Below are 18,296 nucleotides of genomic sequence, written 5' to 3' on the forward strand. Positions count from 1 at the left end.
CCAAACCGACGCATTCCGGTATCCCGCCGAGCTGATGATGTGGATCGGTTGTAGAGGTGGCGTGGGCAACAAAAACGGCGCCCGAAGGCGCCATTGGCTGCGTGCGTTGCCCTGAATGCGGGCAAGCGGCGTCTTACTGCGTTTGCGTGGTGGCCGGAGCCGTTGCCGATGCGGCCTTCTGCGCCTTGTGGGCTTCGTGACGGGCCTTCATGTACGCGCGGATCTCGTCTTCGGTGACCTTGCCGTCGTGGTTGGCGTCGATCTGGTCAAAGTTCTTGGCCAGGCGCGGCATGCCGGCCTGCATTTCGTCGCGGGTCAGGGCGCCGTCGCCGTTCTTGTCAGCGGCCTTGAACTTGGCGTCGAAGCGCTGCGCCATCTTCTCGTGCATCTCGCCCTTGTGGGCCTTGCGCCAGGCGGCCAGTTCTTCCTTGCTGAGTTGGCCGTCGTGGTTGGTGTCGATCTGGTCGAAGTTCTTTTCCAGCCAGGCGTGACCCTTGGCCTCGTCGCGTGAGATCTGGCCGTCGCCGTTGGTGTCGAGCGCCTTGAAGCCACCGTGATGACCCGGCTTGGCGGCGCGGGCAGTGGTGCTTGGCGCCTGGGCGGCTGCGGGCGCTTGAGCGGCCGGAGCGCTGGCGTCCTGGGCGCGGGCGTTCATGCCCGACATGGCCAGGAACAGGGCCGAGGTTGCGAGGAAGGCGTGGACAGCACGTTTGTTGGTCATGGTCAGCTCCTTTTCACATGGACTGTGTAGCGGATTAGAACCCGACAATGGCATCACGTTGCCGGGTTTTACACGCTGTTACCCCGATGACACGCGCTGTAATATGCGCGCCCGGTCACGCCGGGCGCTGTTTTGGCGGGGCTGCAGGTTTACTGGTCAGCGCCGGGTTGGGGGGTATCGCCCTTGCGTGCTGCAGCGGCGGCGCGATGGCGCGGGCCCGTGATGCCGCCCGGGTTGGGAGCCTCATCGCCCGTGTTCATCTGTGCTGGGGCGATGGGCAGCATGGCGCCCGGCATGGTGGTATTGGCCGGGTTGTTGGGCACGGCCGGTGCCGGCGGTGCGGCAGGCGTTGCCAGCGGTGCTGCGGCGCCCGACGGCGGCAGCGGCAGCCCCGACGGTGCATTGCGGTTGACCGGAGAGACCCCGGCCACCACGGCGCTGGCCGGCAGCGGAATTTCCTGGCGTGCGCCGTTGCGCTCGATCACCACGGAGCGCGCCTTGATTTCCACCAGTTTCAGGTTGGAGGACAACGACTTGCCGGCACGCACGGCCTGCGGCGGGCCGCCATCGACCGAGACGATGGCCGCGCCAGTGCCGTCAGCCAGATCGGCCACCACGCCGGCCACCTGCACGTCGCGCGGGCCGGTCTGCGGGCCGCCGCCGAAGAGCGTGACCGAGGCGCCGGTCTCCAGCGCATCGGTCTGCGCCACGCGGGCCTCGCGCGGTACGGAGAGCGCGCGCAGCGACGACAGTGTCAGAACCCAGTGCGTCAACAGCGCACACAGGGCAGCAAACAGTACAAGACTGAGCAGGCGGGACGACTGTTGAGCGTTCATGAACCGTGGTGATGCACCGTGAGAATTTGCTGATTCTATCCGCCCTTCATGCCGGTTCGATGAACAGCTTGGAGGGCCCGTTCTAAACGTAGGCGCGGCACGACCCCGCCGCACAATCTATGGTCATATCTCACGGATATACTGTGTTCCCACTCTTATTGCCAACTCTCTCGCCATGATGCAAGGCCAACTCCGCTCCTCTTTCCGCCAACGCGCACTTGCCCGTCAGGCGGCGCGTGGCTTCACCCTGATCGAAATCATGGTGGTGGTGGTGATCCTCGGCATTCTTGCCGCGCTGGTGGTCCCGAAGATCATGAGCCGCCCGGACGAGGCGCGCATCATTGCCGCCAAGCAGGACATCGCTTCCATCTCGCAGGCGCTCAAGCTCTATCGCCTGGACAACGGCCGCTACCCGACCACCGAGCAGGGGATTGGTGCGCTGGTCGCCAAGCCGACCACCGAGCCCATCCCCAACAACTGGAAGTCTGGCGGTTATCTGGAGCGTCTGCCGAAAGACCCGTGGGGCCACCCGTATCAGTACCTGAACCCAGGCGTGCGCGGTGAAGTGGATATCTTCAGCTTTGGCGCCGACGGCCAACCGGGCGGCACGGGCAACGACGCCGACATCGGCAACTGGGACAACTGATCCCCCAGCCTAAGCATCGCGCCCATCATCATGACCGGCCACCCGCTGCCTTACCGGCAGGCCCCGCGGCACGCTCGCGGCTTTACGCTGCTGGAGCTGCTGGTGGTGGTGGTCATCATCGGCATCGTGCTGGGCGTGGTAGCTGTGAACGCTACGCCCAACCCGCGCTCGCAACTGAACGACGATGCGCAGAAGATGGCCCGCCTGATCGAACTTGGCCAGGAAGAGGCGCAACTGACCTCGCGCCCCGTAGCGTGGGAAGGCGATGCGCAAGGCTGGCGCTTCTATGAATCGACGCCCAACGGCTGGCGCCTGCTCACGCGCGATGTGCTGGCGCCGGGCCACTGGCGGCAAGGCATGGACAGCGTACAGATCGTCGCCGGTGCCACCACGGTGGCCGGCGCACCGCAGCGGCTGGTGTTCGGCCGCGAGGCGATCGGCCTGCCGTGGCGCGTAGCACTAACCTCCCAGGGCGCACGTGTGGATATCGTCTCCGACGGCGGCCCGCGCGTACTGACCGAAACACCATGACGCCCGCAGTGAAACCCTCGCGCCGCATCGGCCGCGCCCGCACGCGCGGCTTCACCCTGCTGGAAGTGCTGGTGGCGCTGACCATTGTGGCCGTGGCGCTCACCGCCACCATGCGCGCCATGGGCAGCATGACGTCGGCCAGCGAATCCTTGCAGACGCGCATGATCGCCACCTGGAGCGCCGAGAACGATCTCGCCAACCTCCGTCTGGCACGCGCCTTCCCCGACCCGGGCTCGCGCGGTTTCTCTTGCCCGCAGGGCGATACCGAACTGTGGTGCGAAGAGACCGTCGCCACCACGCCCAACCCGGTGTTCCGCCGCGTGGAAGTGTCGGTGTATGCCGACGCCGCCAAGTCCGTGCGTCTGGCCTGGCTCGTCACCCTGCTGCCCAACGATGCGCGCAATGTCTTCTGATCGTCGGACGCGCCTCGGCGCACGCGGCTTCACCCTGCTCGAGCTGCTGGTGGCGATCACGCTGCTGGCCATCCTGGCCGTGCTGGCCTGGCGCGGGCTGGACAGCATGACGCGCACGCACGAGGCACTGGCCCAGCGCGATGAGCGCATCGAAGCCCTCAAGACCGCCTACGCCCAGTTCGACGCCGACTGCACGCAACTGGCCGATCCGAACACGCTGTCGCGCTCGCCGATCGAGGTGGACGCCAACCGTGTGCTGCTGGTGCGCGACCGCCGCGACGATGGCCAGCCGCCCGCGTGGCAGGTGGTGCTCTATCGCATCGTCGACAGCCGGCTAGAACGCCTGCAAAGCCAACCCATCACCAACCGCAGCGACCTGCGCAGCGCGCTCGACAACCTGCGCCAGGGCGGTGGCAACGCAGCGCGCTACCAGCTCGCCACCAATATCGACAGCATCAGTGCCCGCGCCTGGATCGAACCCGGCGGCTGGCTCGACAGTACCGGCGCACTATCGGCGGCGCTGTTTCCGGGCGGCAGCAATACAACCACGCTGACGGGCTTGCCGTCGGCATCCACGCCCAGCGCATCGGCACCGTCCGCCAACAACGGCGTGGTGGTGCCGGCGGCCTCGGTGCGTGCGGTGGAGCTGGCGCTGCTCGTGCGCATGACACCGCAGGGCGCGCCGCAGCGCTTCACGCGCATCTGTATGACGGGGCTCTGACATGGCGCGATGCTCGTCCAAGCCCCTGCACCGTGGTGCGCGCCAGCGCGGCGCGGCCATTGTCACCGCGCTGCTGGTGGTCACGCTGGCCGTGGTGATCGTCTCGGGCATGCTGTGGCGCCAGCAGGTGGAGATTCGCGCGGTGGAAAACCAGCGCCTGAAGGCCCAGGCCACGTGGATCGCGCGGGCAGGCATCGACTGGGCCCGCCTGATCCTGCGTGACGACCTGCGCCGTACCGGCGCCGTCGACCACCTGGGCGAGATCTGGGCCGTGCCCATTCAGGAGACCAAGCTGTCGGACTTCCTCGGCAGCTCGCTGCGCACGGATACGGCAGGTGAAGAGTCGTACCTCTCGGGCCGCATCTTCGATGCCCAGGCGCGCTTCAACCTGATGAACCTGCTGAAGATGCAGACGCTGGGCACGCGCACCATCGTGACCGGCCGCGACAAGGACGGCATCAAAGCTTACGGCCAGCTGTTGCAATCGCTGAGCCTCGACCCAGGCCTGGCCGATCTCACGGCGACGACCCTGGCGCAGACGCTGGGCGGCATCCAGTCGGTCGAGGGCAGTACCGGCGGCCAGCAAGGCGGCGACGACAGCGGCACCAGCGGCGGCAACGGCCCGCGCCCGCTCGACGACGTCGATAGCCTGCTGTCCATCCCCGGCTACACGGCGGACGCCGTGCGCAAGCTGCGCCCCTACGTGATCGTGCTGCCCACGCGCACGCAGATCAATGCCAACACGGCCAGCGCCGAAGTGCTGGCCGCCGTCATCCCCGGCCTGAGCCTGGACCGCGCGCGGGCGCTGGTGCAGGCGCGCGACCGCGCCTACTTCCGCAACATCGGCGACGTCACCAACCAGTTGCGCGGCCTCGCGCCCGGCGTGGACACCTCAGCCGCGGCCAACCTGCTCGACGTGCAGACGCACTATTTCCTGGTCTACGGCATGGCCCGCCACGAGCGCGCACAGCTGGGCCAAGTGGCGCTTGTTTCACGTGGCGATCCGGTCAACAATAACGCGACACGTATTGTCTGGGTTCGCCGCATCGACGGAATTCCGTCATGACGGCGCTGCAACACCCCACTAACTGCGGACATTCCGTAAGTAGACAGACCCTAGCCTTCGCCGTATTGTCATCCGCATCGTTCAGCATCGCGGGTCTTGCGCAATCCGGCGGTTTTCCCGGCGATTCCGGTAGCTCGCATCAACACTCTCAATAGAGGAGCGGTTTGACGACCTCCCTGTACGTGCGCCTGCCGCACCGGCCCATTCAATCGCCCGAACGCTGGCAAGCGGGTGCGCTCGCGTCCGTGCCGTTTGCGCTGGTGCGCGAGGAAGGCGCACAGGGTGCGCAGCGCATCCTGCGTGAAGGCACCTCGCGCACGGACGAGCTGCCTGCGGCCGACCGCCTGATCCTGCTGCTGCCGGCCGCCGATGTCTTGCTGGTGCCTGCCAGCGTGCCGCCGCTGGCCCTGCCCAAACTGCGCCTGGCCCTGCCCAACCTGGTGGAAGACCGCCTGGTGCAAGACGCGCAGCAATGCCACATCGCCCTGGGCCCGCGCCTGAGCGCCGCCCCTGTGCGTGGCTGGCGTGCCCCGCGTGAGCCGCAGTCGCGCACGCTGATGATTACGGACCGCGCGTGGGTCCGCTTCATCCTCGACAACTTCGGCGCGCACAAGCACCGCACGTGTCACCTGCTGCCCGCACAGCTTTGCCTGCCGTTTGAAACACCTGCGGCTGCTGCGCCGTCGGCAGACGCCGCCAACGATGCCGAGCGCGCCGAGCCGTCGCTCGAAACGCCCGCGCCGGCTGAACCAGCGGCTGCGGAAGCTGCCACGACGATCATCGCCCCGGCCACCATCGCGCTCGATGCCGCGCCGCCGTCCGATCCGGACGCGCCCGCTGCCGTCGACATCACCGTACGTACTGGCGCCGCCGAGGGCTACGGCCTGCGGTTGCTGCCGGCCAACGTCGCCAACTGGCTGGCCATTGCGCCCACCCCGGCCAGGCTGATGGTGTCGCCCGCCCTGCGCGAGCTGGCGCCCGGCCTGTCTGCGGACCCGGCCGCCGCTACCCTCGATTGGGCGGCATGGGCGGCTGGCGCGCGCAACGCGCTCGCCTCGGGCGAAGCCGACCTCTGCCAGTTCGATTTCGCCAACGGCGGCATGGCCGGCGTGGACTGGTCCATGTGGCGCCTGCCGATCGCGCTGGCCGTGCTGCTGGTGGTGGTGCAGCTCGTTGGCATGAACGCACGCTGGCTCACGCTGCGCGCCGAACAGAAGCGTCTCGATACCGCCATGCGTACGCAACTGCAGACGGCCTTCCCGAATACGCCGGTGATCCTCGACCCGCCCGCGCAGATGCGCCGTCAGGTCGAGCAACTGCGCCTGGCCGCCGGCAAATCCGCGCCGGAAGACTTCCTGCCGCTGGCCGATCGCTTTGCCCAGGCAGCCACGAGCCTCGCGCCCGATGCGCTGCTTGCGCTGGACTATCACGGCCGCGCGCTGACAGTCACGCTCAAGGACGGCACCGACACCAACGCGCTGCGCACCGCTGCCCGCAACATCGGCCTGAACATGGATACCGCCGAGGCCCCGCGCGGCGCCGAGGCCACCGTACCGGGCTCGCGCTGGACGGTCTCCATCGCCCAATAACGATTCCTCCATGGCGACTTCCTCTCCTTCCTCCTCTGCGCGCCGCCTGCCACGCATTGGCGTGCCGGACTCGGTGCGCGACGCCGTCACGACCTTCTGGATGCAGCGCGAGCCGCGCGAGCGCCGCATCCTGGCGGGCGGTGGTGCGATCCTCGTGCTGGTCATCATCTATCTGGCGCTGTGGGACCCGGCCTTTGAAGGCCAGCGCCGCATCGAAAAAGCCCTGCCGCAAATGCGCAGCCAACTGGCCGAAATGGAAACGCTCGGCCAGGAAGCCCGCGGGCTGTCGGCCATTGCCGCCGCGCCCGTGCCGCGTGGTGCAGAACTGCAGCAGGCACTCAACACCAGCCTCACCAACCACGGCCTGAAGGCCACGCGGATGGCGCTGTCGGGCGAGAGCGTGCAGGTGCAACTGGACAAGGTGCCCTTCGGCGCGGTCGCTGAATGGCTGCAGGAAGTGCGGCAGGCGCAGCGCATGAAGGTGATCGACGCGAACATCAAATACGTGGGCGCCACCGCCCTGGTCAACGTGACGGCAACGCTGCAAGGCCCCGCCGCCACGAGCCGCTGACGCTGTACCGATGGCGATCGAATCACTACCGCCGCTGCGCTTGCGCCGCCGCGATGCGTCTGAACGTACGAGCCTGGGCCGGCGCCTGCTGTGGTGCGGTGTTGCACTGCTGGCAGTGGGCGTGACGGTCATATCGCAGTACCCGGCGGCATGGGCCGCTGAACGGGTGGCGTCGGCCACGGGGCAGCGTGTGCTGCTGGCCGATCCACAAGGCAGTATCTGGCATGGCAGTGCGACGCTGGCGCTCACGGCCGGCAACGGCGGCGCCGATGCAACCGTGCTGCCCGGGCGGCTGTCCTGGTCGGTCGACATGCTGCCGCTGCTGACCGGCACGCTGCGGGCGCATGTGGCGCACGACCGCGCGCTGGAGCAGCCGGTAGCGCTGACGGTAACGCCCAGCAACTGGCAGGCCGAGGCCGGTGCGATCAAGCTGCCGGCGTCGCTGCTGGAGGGCATCGGTGCACCGTTCAACACGCTCAAGCTGGATGGCCGGCTGCGTGCGCAGTGGACGCCGCTGTCGGGGCAATTTGGCCGTGGAAAGGGCCAGCCGGACACGGTCCAGGGCGCCCTAACCGTCACGGTTGAGCAGGTATCATCCAGCCTCAGCCGGGTACGGCCGCTGGGCAGTTATCAGGCCGTGCTGTCGTTTGGCGGCGCGGGCGGCGGGCCCATGCAACTGGCCCTGTCGACGCTGGCCGGACCGCTGTCGCTGCAGGGCCAAGGAACGCTCGGACAGGGCGCGCATTTTGACGGTGTGGCCAGTGCCACGCCGGAGTCGGAACCGCAATTGATCGGCTTGTTGAGCCTGCTGGGCCCGCGTGACGGCTCGCACTATCGACTACGCTTTTGATTCTTAAGCCGGTGTGCCGCAGCGCACCGACAACCATGAACGAGACCATGCACAACGCCTCTTCCCGACTCACCGTCCGCGCCATCGTCCTGGCGTGCTGCGCAACGATGGTGGCCGGCTCGATGCCCGTCTTTGCGGCGCCGCCCTCCAGCGCGGCGGCCTCTCAAAATGGCAACACCGGTAATCCCGGTGATGAGGTCTCGCTGAACTTCGTCAACGCCGATCTGGAATCGGTGGTGAAGGCCGTGGGCCAGGCTACCGGCAAGAACTTCATCGTTGACCCGCGCGTGAAGGGTACGGTCAACCTCGTCACCGAGAAGCCGGTGACACGCTCGCAGGCGTTGGAATCGCTCGGCTCGATCCTGCGCATGCAGGGCTACGCGATTGTCGAGGGCAACGGCTTTACCAAGGTGGTGCCGGAAGCCGATGCCAAGCTGCAGGGCTCGCCTACCAGCGTGGGTGCAGCAGGTGCGCGCGGCGGCGAGCAGGTCGTCACGCAGGTGTTCCGCCTGCAGCATGAATCGGCCAACAACCTGGTGCCGGTGCTGCGGCCGATGATCGCGCCCAACAACACGATCACCGCGTACCCGGCCAACAACACGCTGGTCATCACCGATTACGCAGACAACCTGCGCCGCATCGGCCGCATCATCGCGTCGATCGACACGCCGGCCGCCGGTGAGACCGAACTGATTCCGCTGCGCAACGCCGTGGCCATCGACGTGGCCGCCACGCTGCAGAAGCTGCTGGATCCGTCTGCCGGCGGCGGCGGTGCAGCCGGTGCCGGTGCATCGCTGTCGGACCCGAGCCTGCGTACCTCGGTGGTGGCCGAACCGCGCTCGAACAGCGTGATGGTGCGTGCCTCCAGCGCCGCGCGTCTGGCGCAGGCCAAGCAACTGATCGCCAAGCTGGATGTGCCCAATGCACGCCCTGGCAACATCTGGGTGGTGCCGCTCAAGAACGCCAACGCCGTGCAACTGGCGACGACACTGCGCGCCATCGTGGCTGCCGACTCCACGCTGTCGGCCTCGGCATCCACGGGCCCGGGTGGCCAGAGCGCCGCGCAGGGTGCGACCTCGCAACCGACCGGCGGCACCACGACCACGCAGAACACGCAAAACACCAACTACGGCAGTGGCTCCGGCTCGGGCAGCGGTGCGGGCAGCGGCAATTCGTCGTTCCGTGCCTCGTTCGGACAGAACAACATCCCGGCCACCGGCGGCATCATCCAGGCGGACGCCGCCACCAACGCCCTCATCATCACCGCCAGCGAGCCGGTCTACCGCAACCTGCGCGCCGTGATTGACGACCTGGACGCACGCCGCGCTCAGGTCTATATCGAATCGATGATCGTGGAAGTGACGGCCACCAAGGCTTCGCAATTGGGCATCCAATGGCTGGCGGGCGGGGGCGGCCCCGGCACGTTTGTGGGGGGCGGCACCAACTTCGGCACCGGTTCGAGCAACGTGCTCAATCTGGCCGGCACGATTGCCGCCATCAGCTCGGGCGGCATCGGCAGTACGGCGGCGCAAACTGCGCTGGGTGCCCTGAACGTCGGTCAGCTCAACGGTGGCAACGTGGGGGTGTTCAACCGGGGCAGCGGCCTGGGCGCGCTCCTCAGCGCACTGGGTTCGGATGGCTCGGTCAACGTGCTGTCTACCCCCAACCTGATCACGCTGGACAACGAAGAAGCCAAGATCCTGATCGGCCAGAACGTGCCGATTACCACCGGCTCGTACACGCAGCAATCAGGCACGGCATCGCAGCCGTTCCAGACCTTCGATCGCAAGGACGTGGGTATCACGCTGCGCGTGAAGCCGCAGATCACGGACGGTGGGCTGGTGAAGATGCAGATCTTCCAGGAGTCGTCGTCGGTGGTGAACGGCACGCAGAACGCCTTGCAAGGCCCGACCACCAACGTGCGCTCCATCGAGACCAACGTGCTGGCCAACGATGGCCAGGTGGTCGTGCTGGGTGGCCTGCTGGAAGACAACTACCAGGACGGCGAGCAAAAGGTGCCGGGCCTGGGCGACATCCCCATCCTGGGTGCGCTGTTCCGCTCGGAGAGCAAGACGCGCGTGAAGACCAATCTGCTGGTGTTCCTGCGCCCGATCATCCTGCGTACGGCCGAAGCGACGGGCGCGCTGTCGGACAACCGCTATAACTACATGCGTGGCACGCAGCAAGGCTTTGTCTCGCCGAACATGCTGCCGACGACCTCCGACAAGGACACGCCGGTACTGCCCGCGCCCGAGGCCATGCGCCCGGCCGACAACTACGGCGACGTATCGATCGTGCCGAAGGGCCCGGTCGGCACGCAGGTGCCGCCAGGTGCACCGCTGCCGATGCCACAAGGCACCACGCGCAGCGAGCCGCGCCTGCAGAACTTCGCGGCGCCCACCTCGGGCGGCTACGACGGCAACGCGCCAAGGAACGGCGGCTAAAGCAGCCGAGGACAACACATCATGGCAACGACGCAAGCCCTGACCACCGACGTCCAGACGCTGGAGCCGCCTTCGCAATCGGCAGTGCGGCTGGTGCCGTACGCGTTCGCACGTGACGCCAAGTTGCTCGTCGCACGGCAGGATGTCGACACGCTGGAAGTCTGGGTCTGCCCGGAAACCTCGCGCACCGCACTGGCCGAGCTGGCCCGCGTGTTCGGCGCGCTGCACCTGGTGACGCTGGATACCGCCGCGCTCTCCACCGCCACGCAAACGGCCTACAACGCCCAGGACGGCAGCGCCGCCCAGGTGGTCGGCGAGGTGGAAGGCGAGGTCGATCTCTCGCGCCTGATGCAGGACATTCCCGCCGTGGAAGACCTGCTCGAATCCGAAGACGACGCGCCCATCATCCGCATGATCAACGCGCTGCTCACGCAGGCGGCGCGCGAAGGTGCATCGGACATCCACATTGAGCCGTTCGAGAACGCCTCGGTGGTGCGCTTCCGCGTGGACGGCACGCTGCGCGACGTGGTGCGCCCGAAGAAAGCGCTGCACGGCGCGCTGATCTCGCGCATCAAGATCATGGCGCAGCTCGACATCGCCGAGAAACGCCTGCCGCAAGACGGCCGCATCACGCTGCGTGTGGGCGGGCGCCCGGTGGATGTGCGTGTGAGCACCCTGCCCACCGGCCACGGCGAGCGCGCGGTGCTGCGTCTGCTCGACAAGGAAGCCGGCCGGCTCGACCTCGGCAAGCTCGGCATGGGCGCCGGCACGCTGGCGCGCTTCGACCACCTGATCAACCAGCCGCACGGCATCGTGCTCGTGACCGGCCCGACGGGCTCCGGTAAAACGACCACGCTGTACGCTGCGCTGTCGCGGCTCGATGCGGCGTCCACCAACATCATGACGGTGGAAGACCCGATCGAATACGACCTGGACGGCATCGGCCAGACCCAGGTCAACCCCAAGATCGACATGACCTTCGCCAAGGCCCTGCGCGCCATCCTGCGCCAGGACCCGGACGTGGTGATGATCGGGGAAATCCGCGATCTGGAAACCGCGCAGATTGCGGTGCAGGCTTCGCTGACCGGTCACTTGGTGCTGGCGACGCTGCACACGAACGATTCCGCCTCCGCTGTGACGCGCCTGATCGACATGGGGATCGAGCCGTTCCTGCTGTCGTCGTCATTGCTGGGCGTGCTGGCGCAGCGGCTGGTACGCCGCCTGTGCGTGCAGTGCCGCCGTGAAGAAGTGCTCGAACTCACGCCCGCCGAAGTGGAAGCCGTGGCCGGTACGCCGGTTGCGGATGGTGTGGCGCCGGCCACGCCCGCGCACAAATCGGTGTGGCACCACGTCGGCTGCGAGCGCTGCGGCAACTCTGGCTACCAGGGCCGGACCGGTGTGTACGAACTGCTGACCGTCACGCCCGAGATCCAGACCATGATCCACCGCCAGGCCGCGGAGTCCGAGATCAAGGCCTTCGCCATCGGCCAGGGCATGCAGACCATGCGTATGGACGCACAGCGCTGGATCGACACAGGCGCGACCTCGCTGGAAGAAGTGCTGCGCGTGACGCGCGATTAAGGCGCGACTCGTGCACGGCTGGCGCGCCACGGCCCGGCGCGCCATTCATAGACCCGGCCCGGCTGCGCTGCTAGGGCCTGTTGGCCCCTGGAGCCCTCATAGATGCCGTCGTTGCGGTTGATGCTGATTGCCCTGGTGCAGGGCGTGGGTCTGTACCTGTGCGGACGGTTGTCCAGCGCGCCCATGGCCGACACGCAACAGGCCGTGCTGGCCACCGCCTTCACGCTCCTGGCCTTCGGCCCCACCGCGTATTACCTGTGTGATCGCACGAGCGCGCCGCGCCGCCAGGTTGTGCTGCTGGCCATCGCAGCGGTGCTGATCGCCGCATTGGCCGGTTACAGCCAGTGGATGGGGCAAACGGGCACGACGTCGGAGCGCTTCACCAGCCTTGGCCGCGTGCAGCTGGTGTCGCTTGTGCTGTGGGTGTTGGCGCTGCCGCTCATCCAACTGCGCGCCGATGGCCATGCGCTGACCAACTACCCCGCCCTCTTCCGCGCCAGCTGGCGCGACGCCATCCTCGTCATCGACGCCGCAGTCTTCACCGGCATCTTCTGGGCGGTGCTGTTTCTGGGTGCGCAGTTGTTCGACGTCATCGGGCTGCGCTTCTTCAGTGAGCTGATCCGGAAGTCTGCCTTTGCCTGGCCGGCCACCACGGTGTGCTTTGCCTATGCCGTGCAGCTCTGCCGACGCCATGCGGTGATGGTGGAGTCGATCCAGCGGCACGCGCTGTCGGCATGCAAGTGGCTGCTGCCGCTCACGCTGTTGATTGGCGCGGGCTTTGTGCTGGCGCTGCCCTTCACGGGCCTGAAGGCGCTCTGGGCCACCCGCTATGCGGCCGCACTGCTGCTGTGGCTGCTGGCGGTGTCTGTGCTCTTCATCAACGCCGCGTACGGTGACGGCAGCGAGGCGCCAGGCTACCCGCGCTGGCTGGCCGCCCTGCTGCGCCTGTTCACGCTGGCGCTGCCGGTGCTCGCCGGGCTGGCGCTCACCGCCTTGTGGCTGCGCATCCAGCAGCACGGCCTGACGATCGAGCGCATCTGGGGCGTGCTGGTCGCGCTTACCGGCTGCGTCTATGCGCTGGGCTACGCGCTGGCCGCCTTGCGCGGTGGCGCATGGCTCAGCGGCATCGGCCGCGTGAACGTGGCGGTGGCGATCGGCCTGCTGGTGGCGATTGCCCTGCTCGTCAGTCCCGTGCTGGAGCAACACCGTCTGGCGCTGAACAGCCAGCTCGCGCGCTTGACCGCCGGCAAGGTCACCGCCGAGCAGTTCGACTACGATGCCCTGCGCTTCGACATGGGCCGCCCGGGCCGGGCCGCGCTAGCCAAGCTCGCCGCCGACAACACGCTTGCCAACCATACCGAGATCAACCGGCGCGCCACGCTGGCGCTGGCCAAGACGCAGCGCTGGGGCAACGGCGCCAAGAGCGTTGACTTCGATGCCGTGCTCGCCAGCACCAAGATCTACCCGACGGGCGCCACCCTGCCCGCCGACTTCATCGACTACGCCCGCGCACACCACGAAAACTTCATCTCGCTCGCGTGCCAGCGGGGCGACGCCGCCACCTGCGGCCTGATCGTGCTGGACCTCGACGGCGACGGCCAGCCCGAGATCCTGCCCGCCGTGCCGCAGTACCGTCCGCAGATCTACGCGCGCACGTCTGCCGGTTGGCAGACAATCGGCTACCTGGAAATCTCCTTGCGCGGCTGCCGCCACGACACCACCGACGCAGACGCCGCAACGGCCACGGCCGCCAAGCCGCTGTGGAACGACTTGCTCATCGGCCAGGAGCGCTGGATGGTCATCCCCGACCGCGCCGCCGATTGCGCCACCAACAAGAAGCCCTGACCGAACACGATTTGCCATGCCAGCCTTCCGCTACGAAGCCGCCGACGCCGCCGGCAAAACCGACAAGGGTGTCATCGAAGCCGACAGCGCGCGCCAGGCGCGCACTCTGCTGCGCGCCCGCGGCCTCACACCACTGCTGGTCGACGCGCTGGGCGCACAGGCCACCAAACGCAGCGGGTCGAGCTTCGGCAAGCGGCTCTCCGCACAAGAGAACGCACTGATCACGCGCCAGCTCGCCAGCCTGCTGGTGGCAGGCTTGCCGCTGGACGAAGCGCTGGCCGCGCTGGCCGATCAGGCTGAACGCGCCTACGTGGGCGAACTGCTTGCCGCCATTCGCGCGGAAGTGGTGGGCGGCAGTTCGCTGTCGGTGGCGCTGGCGCAGCATCCGAAGGATTTTCCGGACATCTACCGTGCACTCGTTTCGGCGGGGGAGCACTCGGGCAACCTCGGCCTCGTGCTCACGCGCCTGGCCGACTACATCGAGAGCCGCAACGCACTCACCTCGAAGATCAAGCTGGCGTTCACGTACCCGGCCATCGTCACGGTGGTGGCGTTTGCGATCGTGATCTTCCTGCTGTCGTACGTGGTGCCGCAGGTGGTGAGCGTGTTTGCCAACACCAAGCAGAAGCTGCCGACGCTGACCATCGTGATGCTGTGGCTCTCAGACTTCGTGCGCAACTGGGGGTGGCTGGCGGCGATCGTGCTAGCGGCGATCGGGGTGCTGATCCGCAATCTGCTCAAGCAGCCGGCGCTGCAACTGTCGTGGCACAAGTGGCTGCTAACGGCGCCGCTGTTCGGCAAGCTCGTGCGCGGGTACAACACCGCGCGCTTTGCCAGCACGCTGGCGATTCTGACCAGTGCGGGTGTACCGATTCTGCGGGGGCTGCAGGCGGCGGGGGAAACGCTGAACAACGTGGCGCTCAAGACCAACGTGGAGGATGCGTCCACGCGTGTGCGGGAGGGGACATCGCTGGCGCGGGCGTTGGCGGCGCAGAATCAGTTTCCGCCGGTGCTGGTGCACTTGATTCGCTCTGGCGAGGCGACGGGGAATTTGCCTGCGATGCTGGAGCGCGCGGCACAGGGTGAGGCCCAGGAATTGGAGCGACGGACTTTGTTCCTGACTGGGTTGCTTGAGCCTGCTTTGATTTTGACGATGGGCGTTGTTGTGTTGCTCATCGTGCTGGCTGTGCTGATGCCGATCATTGAGATCAATCAGCTGGTGCACTGACTGTTTTTTGTTGGTGGTCCATCCCTTGTTTCATCCCCTGCCGGGCACGAAACAGGGATGGACCACCAGGGCCAAAAACAACCCTACTTTCCACGCCCCAAAGTCCCCACCAATATCCCCCCAAGAATCAACCCCATCGCCCCCAGCAGCGTGGCGCTGACCGTCTCCCCCAGCGCCAAAGCAGAGCAAGCAATCCCAAACACTGGCACCCCCAGCAACCCCAGCGACGTGGTCGTAGCCGGCAACATCCGATTGACCGTGGTGACCGCCCAATACGCCAGCGCAATCCCGAACACGCCACCGTAAAGCAGCAGCCCAATCAACGACGGCCGCCAGTCAATCGACGGCACGCCGTCATGCACCAATGCCAACGGCACCAACAGCACAGTCGCCAGCAACGCCTGCCAGAACACCAGTTCAAACGGCGGCGTCACCCACTTGTGCGAGCGCACGTACAAGATGCTCACCGCCCAGCACAGCGCCGCCAGCATCACCAGCCCATTGCCGAACACGGCACGCCCCGCATGCCAGTCAAACGTCAGCGGGTTGAAGATCAGCAGCAACCCCAGCAGCCCGAGCCCGACACCAAACAGGCGCCGCCCGGTCAGCGGCTCACCCAGCAACAGCCACGCCCCCGGCACCACCCACAACGGCGTGGTGTACGCCAGCACCACCGAGCGCCCAGCCGGCACGAACTGCAGCCCAAGGCTCACCAGCGCCGAGAACGCCGTCATGTGCAGCACGCCAACACTCAGGATGACCGGGATGTCGCCGCGCTTCGGAATCACCAACCGCCCACGCAGCAGACAGATCACCAGCAGTGCAAGCGTGCCCACAGCCGAGCGCAGTGCCACCACCCAGATGGGCGGCAGGTAGGCGAGCATGGCCTTGCCGACCGGCCAGTTGATCCCCCACGCCAGGGCGACCACGCCAAGCAGCAACCAGGCCGAGCGCGCCGGGCTTGCGACAGCCGCAGTACCGACGGCGGTGTTCAAGACGTCACCACCTCGGCATCGGCCACACGGGCATTCGCCTTCCACTCGCGCACGTACTCAGGCGTGCCTGTCGGTGCGCCGTCCACCACGGGCGTGAGCGGCAACAGTGCCATGGGCAGCACACCCGCCCACACGGGCAAAGCGAGGTCCTCTTCATCGTCTTTCGGGCCGCCCGTGCGGATCTTGCTCGCGGCCTCATCCAGCGGAATGCGCAGCACGGTAGTGGCCGCCAACTCCTTGGCGTTGCCGGGGCGCACCTCCTGCGAGCGCCCGACGGCCAGGGTCTCCATGAATGCATCGAGCACGGCCGGCTTCTGCTCGTCGGGCACGACCTCGAACGCGCCGTAGATGACGACCGACCGATAGTTCATCGAGTGGTTGAACGCAGAGCGCGCCAGCACCAGGCCGTCGATATGCGTGACCGTCACGCACACCTGCGCGCCACTGGCTGCCAGCTTGAGCATGCGGCTGCCGTTGGAGCCGTGGATGTACAGGTGATCGCCTTCGCGCCAGCACGCGGTGGGGATGCAGTGCACGCCATGTTCATCGGCAAAGGCAATGTGGCAAACATAGGCGTCGTCGAGGATGGCGTGCAGCGTGGCGGCATCGTAGTGACCACGACGGGCGACACGGTTCACACGCGTGCGATCGGTGGGCGGAGTGGCTTCGGTTGTCGACATGGCAAGGCTCCAGATGGGATTTCGATCTGCCGACGATAAAAAAACCGTGGCACCATGCGTAGACCCACAGAAATGCAAAACCTTGGAGCCAGGATGGACTACGGCGTCTTGCTGTCGAACTACGAACGGACCGCCGCACGCGGCAAGGCGGAGGGCGGCGCACGGCCCTCGCAGCAGCATCGGCTGTACGCCTGCCTGCGCACAGCCATCCTGAGCGGCCAGATCGAAGAAGGCACACGGCTGGCCTCGTCGCGCTCGCTGGCCGAGGAGTTGGGCATGGCGCGCAACTCGGTGCTGTATGCCTATGAACAACTGGCGGCGGAGGGCTTCGTGCTCAGCCGTCGGCAAGGTACGGTGGTTGCGCGGGTGGGTCTGCAGCAGGCGCCGGCGGAAGCCCCGGAAGCGCCGCCGGTGTTGTCGCGCCGTGTCGCGGGCCTGGAGCGCCCGAGCGGCGGCATGAGCGATCCGCTGCCGTTCCTTCCGGGCACGCCCGCGCTGGACGAGTTTCCGTTCGCACAATGGCGGCGCTGCATCGAGCGGGCATGGCGCCGCGTGCGCCCGGCGCAGCTCGGCTACGGGCCGGTGGAGGGCAACGTGGCGCTACGCCAGGCGGTGGCGGAATACCTGCGCGTCTCACGCGGCGCGCGCTGCGAAGCGGCGCAGGTGTTCATCACCGATGGCACGCAGAACAGCCTGGACCTCTGCGCCCGCGCCCTGGCCGATGCGGGCGACACCGCCTGGATCGAGAACCCCGGCTACTACGGTGCGCGCGCATCACTGCAGGCGGCCGACCTGCGGCTGGTGCCGATCGGCGTGGATGCCGATGGCCTTGCCCCGCGCCCGGAAGACTGGCACGACACGCCACCCAAGCTGATCTACATCACGCCGTCGCACCAATACCCGCTGGGCTCGGTGATGAGTCTGGAACGCCGCCTCGCCCTCATCCAGCATGCGCGTGCGGCGGGTGCGTGGATTATCGAAGACGACTACGACAGCGAGTTCCGCCACACCGGTACGCCGCTGTCTGCCGTGCAGGGGCTGACCGCCGATGCGCCGGTGGTCTATCTGGGCACCTTCAGCAAGATGCTGTTCCCGGCGCTGCGCCTGGGCTACATGGTCGTACCGCCGGCATTGGCCACCGTGCTGCGGCCGGCGGCCGGCGCGCTGATGCTGCGCGGGCGCGTGGCCGATCAGCTGGCGCTGGCGGAGTTCATTGAAGCGGGACACTTCACGCGGCACCTGCGGCGCATGCGGCGCCTGTATGGCGAGCGCCGCGATGCCTTGCAGGCCGCGCTTGAACGGCACCTGCACGGTGTGGTGACGGTTTCGGGCGGCGCTGGGGGCATGCACCTGTCAACGCGGCTCGACGCGCCCGTGTCGGACGTGGAGGTCAGCCACGCCGCACGTGCCCAGGGCATGGTGCTGCGGCCGCTGTCGCGCTTCTGCCTGCCCGGCACGATGACGGCGCAATACAACGGACTCGTCCTCGGTTACGGCAACGTACCTGCCGAGGCGATGGACGGGTTGGTCTTGCAAATGCAGCGCGTGATTGCGGAGGTCGCCGCATAGGATCTGTCGC

Annotated in this window: 17 protein-coding genes; 13 read left to right on the top strand and 4 right to left on the bottom strand. The window is 67.4% G+C overall.

Features of this window, described 5'->3' with window-relative positions:
- Positions 1-133: 133 nt before the first annotated feature.
- Positions 134-721: an EF-hand domain-containing protein gene (locus tag PI87_RS20190; protein WP_039599513.1), complete on the bottom strand. Its 588-nt coding sequence runs from the start codon at positions 719-721 to the stop codon at positions 134-136.
- 149 nt (positions 722-870) lie between these two features.
- The gene (locus PI87_RS20195) at positions 871-1,557 is read right to left on the bottom strand and encodes a type II secretion system protein N (protein ID WP_039599514.1); all 687 of its coding nucleotides are present in this window, start codon (positions 1,555-1,557) and stop codon (positions 871-873) included.
- Positions 1,558-1,732: 175 nt separating this feature from the next.
- Between PI87_RS20195 and gspG the strand changes: the two genes are divergently transcribed.
- From gspG to gspF, 12 genes are all read left to right on the top strand, one after another.
- The gene (gene gspG, locus PI87_RS20200; protein ID WP_039599515.1) at positions 1,733-2,203 is read left to right on the top strand and encodes a type II secretion system major pseudopilin GspG; all 471 of its coding nucleotides are present in this window, start codon (positions 1,733-1,735) and stop codon (positions 2,201-2,203) included.
- Positions 2,204-2,233: 30 nt separating this feature from the next.
- Positions 2,234-2,734 carry a GspH/FimT family pseudopilin gene (locus PI87_RS20205; RefSeq protein WP_039599516.1) on the top strand — a complete coding sequence of 167 codons (501 nt, stop codon included), beginning with the start codon at positions 2,234-2,236 and terminating at the stop codon, positions 2,732-2,734.
- A complete protein-coding gene (gene gspI / locus PI87_RS20210) occupies positions 2,731-3,147 on the top strand; it encodes a type II secretion system minor pseudopilin GspI (protein WP_039599517.1) in 417 nt (138 codons plus the stop codon). The genes PI87_RS20205 and gspI overlap by 4 nt, the downstream gene beginning before the upstream one ends.
- The gene (locus PI87_RS20215; protein ID WP_039599518.1) at positions 3,128-3,868 is read left to right on the top strand and encodes a PulJ/GspJ family protein; all 741 of its coding nucleotides are present in this window, start codon (positions 3,128-3,130) and stop codon (positions 3,866-3,868) included. Before gspI ends, PI87_RS20215 begins: the two co-directional genes overlap by 20 nt.
- Before the next feature lies 1 nt (position 3,869).
- Positions 3,870-4,934 carry a type II secretion system minor pseudopilin GspK gene (gene gspK, locus PI87_RS20220; RefSeq protein ID WP_039599519.1) on the top strand — a complete coding sequence of 355 codons (1,065 nt, stop codon included), beginning with the start codon at positions 3,870-3,872 and terminating at the stop codon, positions 4,932-4,934.
- 164 nt (positions 4,935-5,098) lie between these two features.
- Positions 5,099-6,523: a type II secretion system protein GspL gene (gene gspL / locus PI87_RS20225; protein ID WP_039599520.1), complete on the top strand. Its 1,425-nt coding sequence runs from the start codon at positions 5,099-5,101 to the stop codon at positions 6,521-6,523.
- 10 nt (positions 6,524-6,533) lie between these two features.
- On the top strand, positions 6,534-7,094 hold the full coding sequence (gene gspM, locus PI87_RS20230) for a type II secretion system protein GspM (RefSeq protein ID WP_039599521.1): 561 nt from the start codon (positions 6,534-6,536) through the stop codon (positions 7,092-7,094).
- Between the two features lie 10 nt (positions 7,095-7,104).
- Positions 7,105-7,944, top strand: coding sequence for a type II secretion system protein N (locus PI87_RS20235; RefSeq protein WP_039599522.1), 840 nt, complete (start codon positions 7,105-7,107; stop codon positions 7,942-7,944).
- A gap of 35 nt (positions 7,945-7,979) precedes the next feature.
- Positions 7,980-10,388: a type II secretion system secretin GspD gene (gene gspD, locus PI87_RS20240; RefSeq protein ID WP_039599523.1), complete on the top strand. Its 2,409-nt coding sequence runs from the start codon at positions 7,980-7,982 to the stop codon at positions 10,386-10,388.
- 21 nt (positions 10,389-10,409) lie between these two features.
- On the top strand, positions 10,410-11,969 hold the full coding sequence (gene gspE, locus PI87_RS20245) for a type II secretion system ATPase GspE (RefSeq protein ID WP_039599524.1): 1,560 nt from the start codon (positions 10,410-10,412) through the stop codon (positions 11,967-11,969).
- A 102-nt stretch (positions 11,970-12,071) separates the two neighbouring features.
- The gene (locus PI87_RS20250; protein WP_039599525.1) at positions 12,072-13,814 is read left to right on the top strand and encodes a DUF4153 domain-containing protein; all 1,743 of its coding nucleotides are present in this window, start codon (positions 12,072-12,074) and stop codon (positions 13,812-13,814) included.
- A 16-nt stretch (positions 13,815-13,830) separates the two neighbouring features.
- The gene (gene gspF / locus PI87_RS20255; protein ID WP_039599526.1) at positions 13,831-15,042 is read left to right on the top strand and encodes a type II secretion system inner membrane protein GspF; all 1,212 of its coding nucleotides are present in this window, start codon (positions 13,831-13,833) and stop codon (positions 15,040-15,042) included.
- A gap of 83 nt (positions 15,043-15,125) precedes the next feature.
- On the opposite strand, the gene PI87_RS20260 is transcribed toward gspF, so the two are convergent.
- Together PI87_RS20260 and PI87_RS20265 are read right to left on the bottom strand one after the other, a co-directional pair.
- A complete protein-coding gene (locus PI87_RS20260; protein WP_052321647.1) occupies positions 15,126-16,037 on the bottom strand; it encodes a DMT family transporter in 912 nt (303 codons plus the stop codon).
- Positions 16,034-16,717, bottom strand: a complete 684-nt coding sequence (locus tag PI87_RS20265) for a pyridoxamine 5'-phosphate oxidase family protein (RefSeq protein ID WP_039599527.1) — start codon at positions 16,715-16,717, stop codon at positions 16,034-16,036. The genes PI87_RS20260 and PI87_RS20265 overlap by 4 nt, the downstream gene beginning before the upstream one ends.
- A gap of 93 nt (positions 16,718-16,810) precedes the next feature.
- Between PI87_RS20265 and pdxR the strand changes: the two genes are divergently transcribed.
- Complete coding sequence (pdxR, locus tag PI87_RS20270; RefSeq protein ID WP_039599528.1) at positions 16,811-18,286, top strand: MocR-like pyridoxine biosynthesis transcription factor PdxR; 1,476 nt, start codon at positions 16,811-16,813, stop codon at positions 18,284-18,286.
- Positions 18,287-18,296 lie beyond the last annotated feature (10 nt).

The sequence above is a fragment of the Ralstonia sp. A12 genome (assembly GCF_000801955.1).
In the GTDB taxonomy this organism is placed as follows: Bacteria; Pseudomonadota; Gammaproteobacteria; order Burkholderiales; family Burkholderiaceae; genus Ralstonia.

What these genes read in the sequence shown, in the direction of transcription:
- PI87_RS20190 (WP_039599513.1), bottom strand. Translation starts at nt 721, where the DNA reads ATGACCAACAAACGTGCTGTCCACGCCTTCCTCGCAACCTCGGCCCTG.
- PI87_RS20195 (WP_039599514.1), bottom strand. Translation starts at nt 1,557, where the DNA reads ATGAACGCTCAACAGTCGTCCCGCCTGCTCAGTCTTGTACTGTTTGCT.
- gspG (WP_039599515.1), top strand. Translation starts at nt 1,733, where the DNA reads ATGATGCAAGGCCAACTCCGCTCCTCTTTCCGCCAACGCGCACTTGCC.
- PI87_RS20205 (WP_039599516.1), top strand. Translation starts at nt 2,234, where the DNA reads ATGACCGGCCACCCGCTGCCTTACCGGCAGGCCCCGCGGCACGCTCGC.
- gspI (WP_039599517.1), top strand. Translation starts at nt 2,731, where the DNA reads ATGACGCCCGCAGTGAAACCCTCGCGCCGCATCGGCCGCGCCCGCACG.
- PI87_RS20215 (WP_039599518.1), top strand. Translation starts at nt 3,128, where the DNA reads ATGCGCGCAATGTCTTCTGATCGTCGGACGCGCCTCGGCGCACGCGGC.
- gspK (WP_039599519.1), top strand. Translation starts at nt 3,870, where the DNA reads ATGGCGCGATGCTCGTCCAAGCCCCTGCACCGTGGTGCGCGCCAGCGC.
- gspM (WP_039599521.1), top strand. Translation starts at nt 6,534, where the DNA reads ATGGCGACTTCCTCTCCTTCCTCCTCTGCGCGCCGCCTGCCACGCATT.
- PI87_RS20235 (WP_039599522.1), top strand. Translation starts at nt 7,105, where the DNA reads ATGGCGATCGAATCACTACCGCCGCTGCGCTTGCGCCGCCGCGATGCG.
- gspD (WP_039599523.1), top strand. Translation starts at nt 7,980, where the DNA reads ATGAACGAGACCATGCACAACGCCTCTTCCCGACTCACCGTCCGCGCC.
- gspE (WP_039599524.1), top strand. Translation starts at nt 10,410, where the DNA reads ATGGCAACGACGCAAGCCCTGACCACCGACGTCCAGACGCTGGAGCCG.
- PI87_RS20250 (WP_039599525.1), top strand. Translation starts at nt 12,072, where the DNA reads ATGCCGTCGTTGCGGTTGATGCTGATTGCCCTGGTGCAGGGCGTGGGT.
- gspF (WP_039599526.1), top strand. Translation starts at nt 13,831, where the DNA reads ATGCCAGCCTTCCGCTACGAAGCCGCCGACGCCGCCGGCAAAACCGAC.
- PI87_RS20265 (WP_039599527.1), bottom strand. Translation starts at nt 16,717, where the DNA reads ATGTCGACAACCGAAGCCACTCCGCCCACCGATCGCACGCGTGTGAAC.
- pdxR (WP_039599528.1), top strand. Translation starts at nt 16,811, where the DNA reads ATGGACTACGGCGTCTTGCTGTCGAACTACGAACGGACCGCCGCACGC.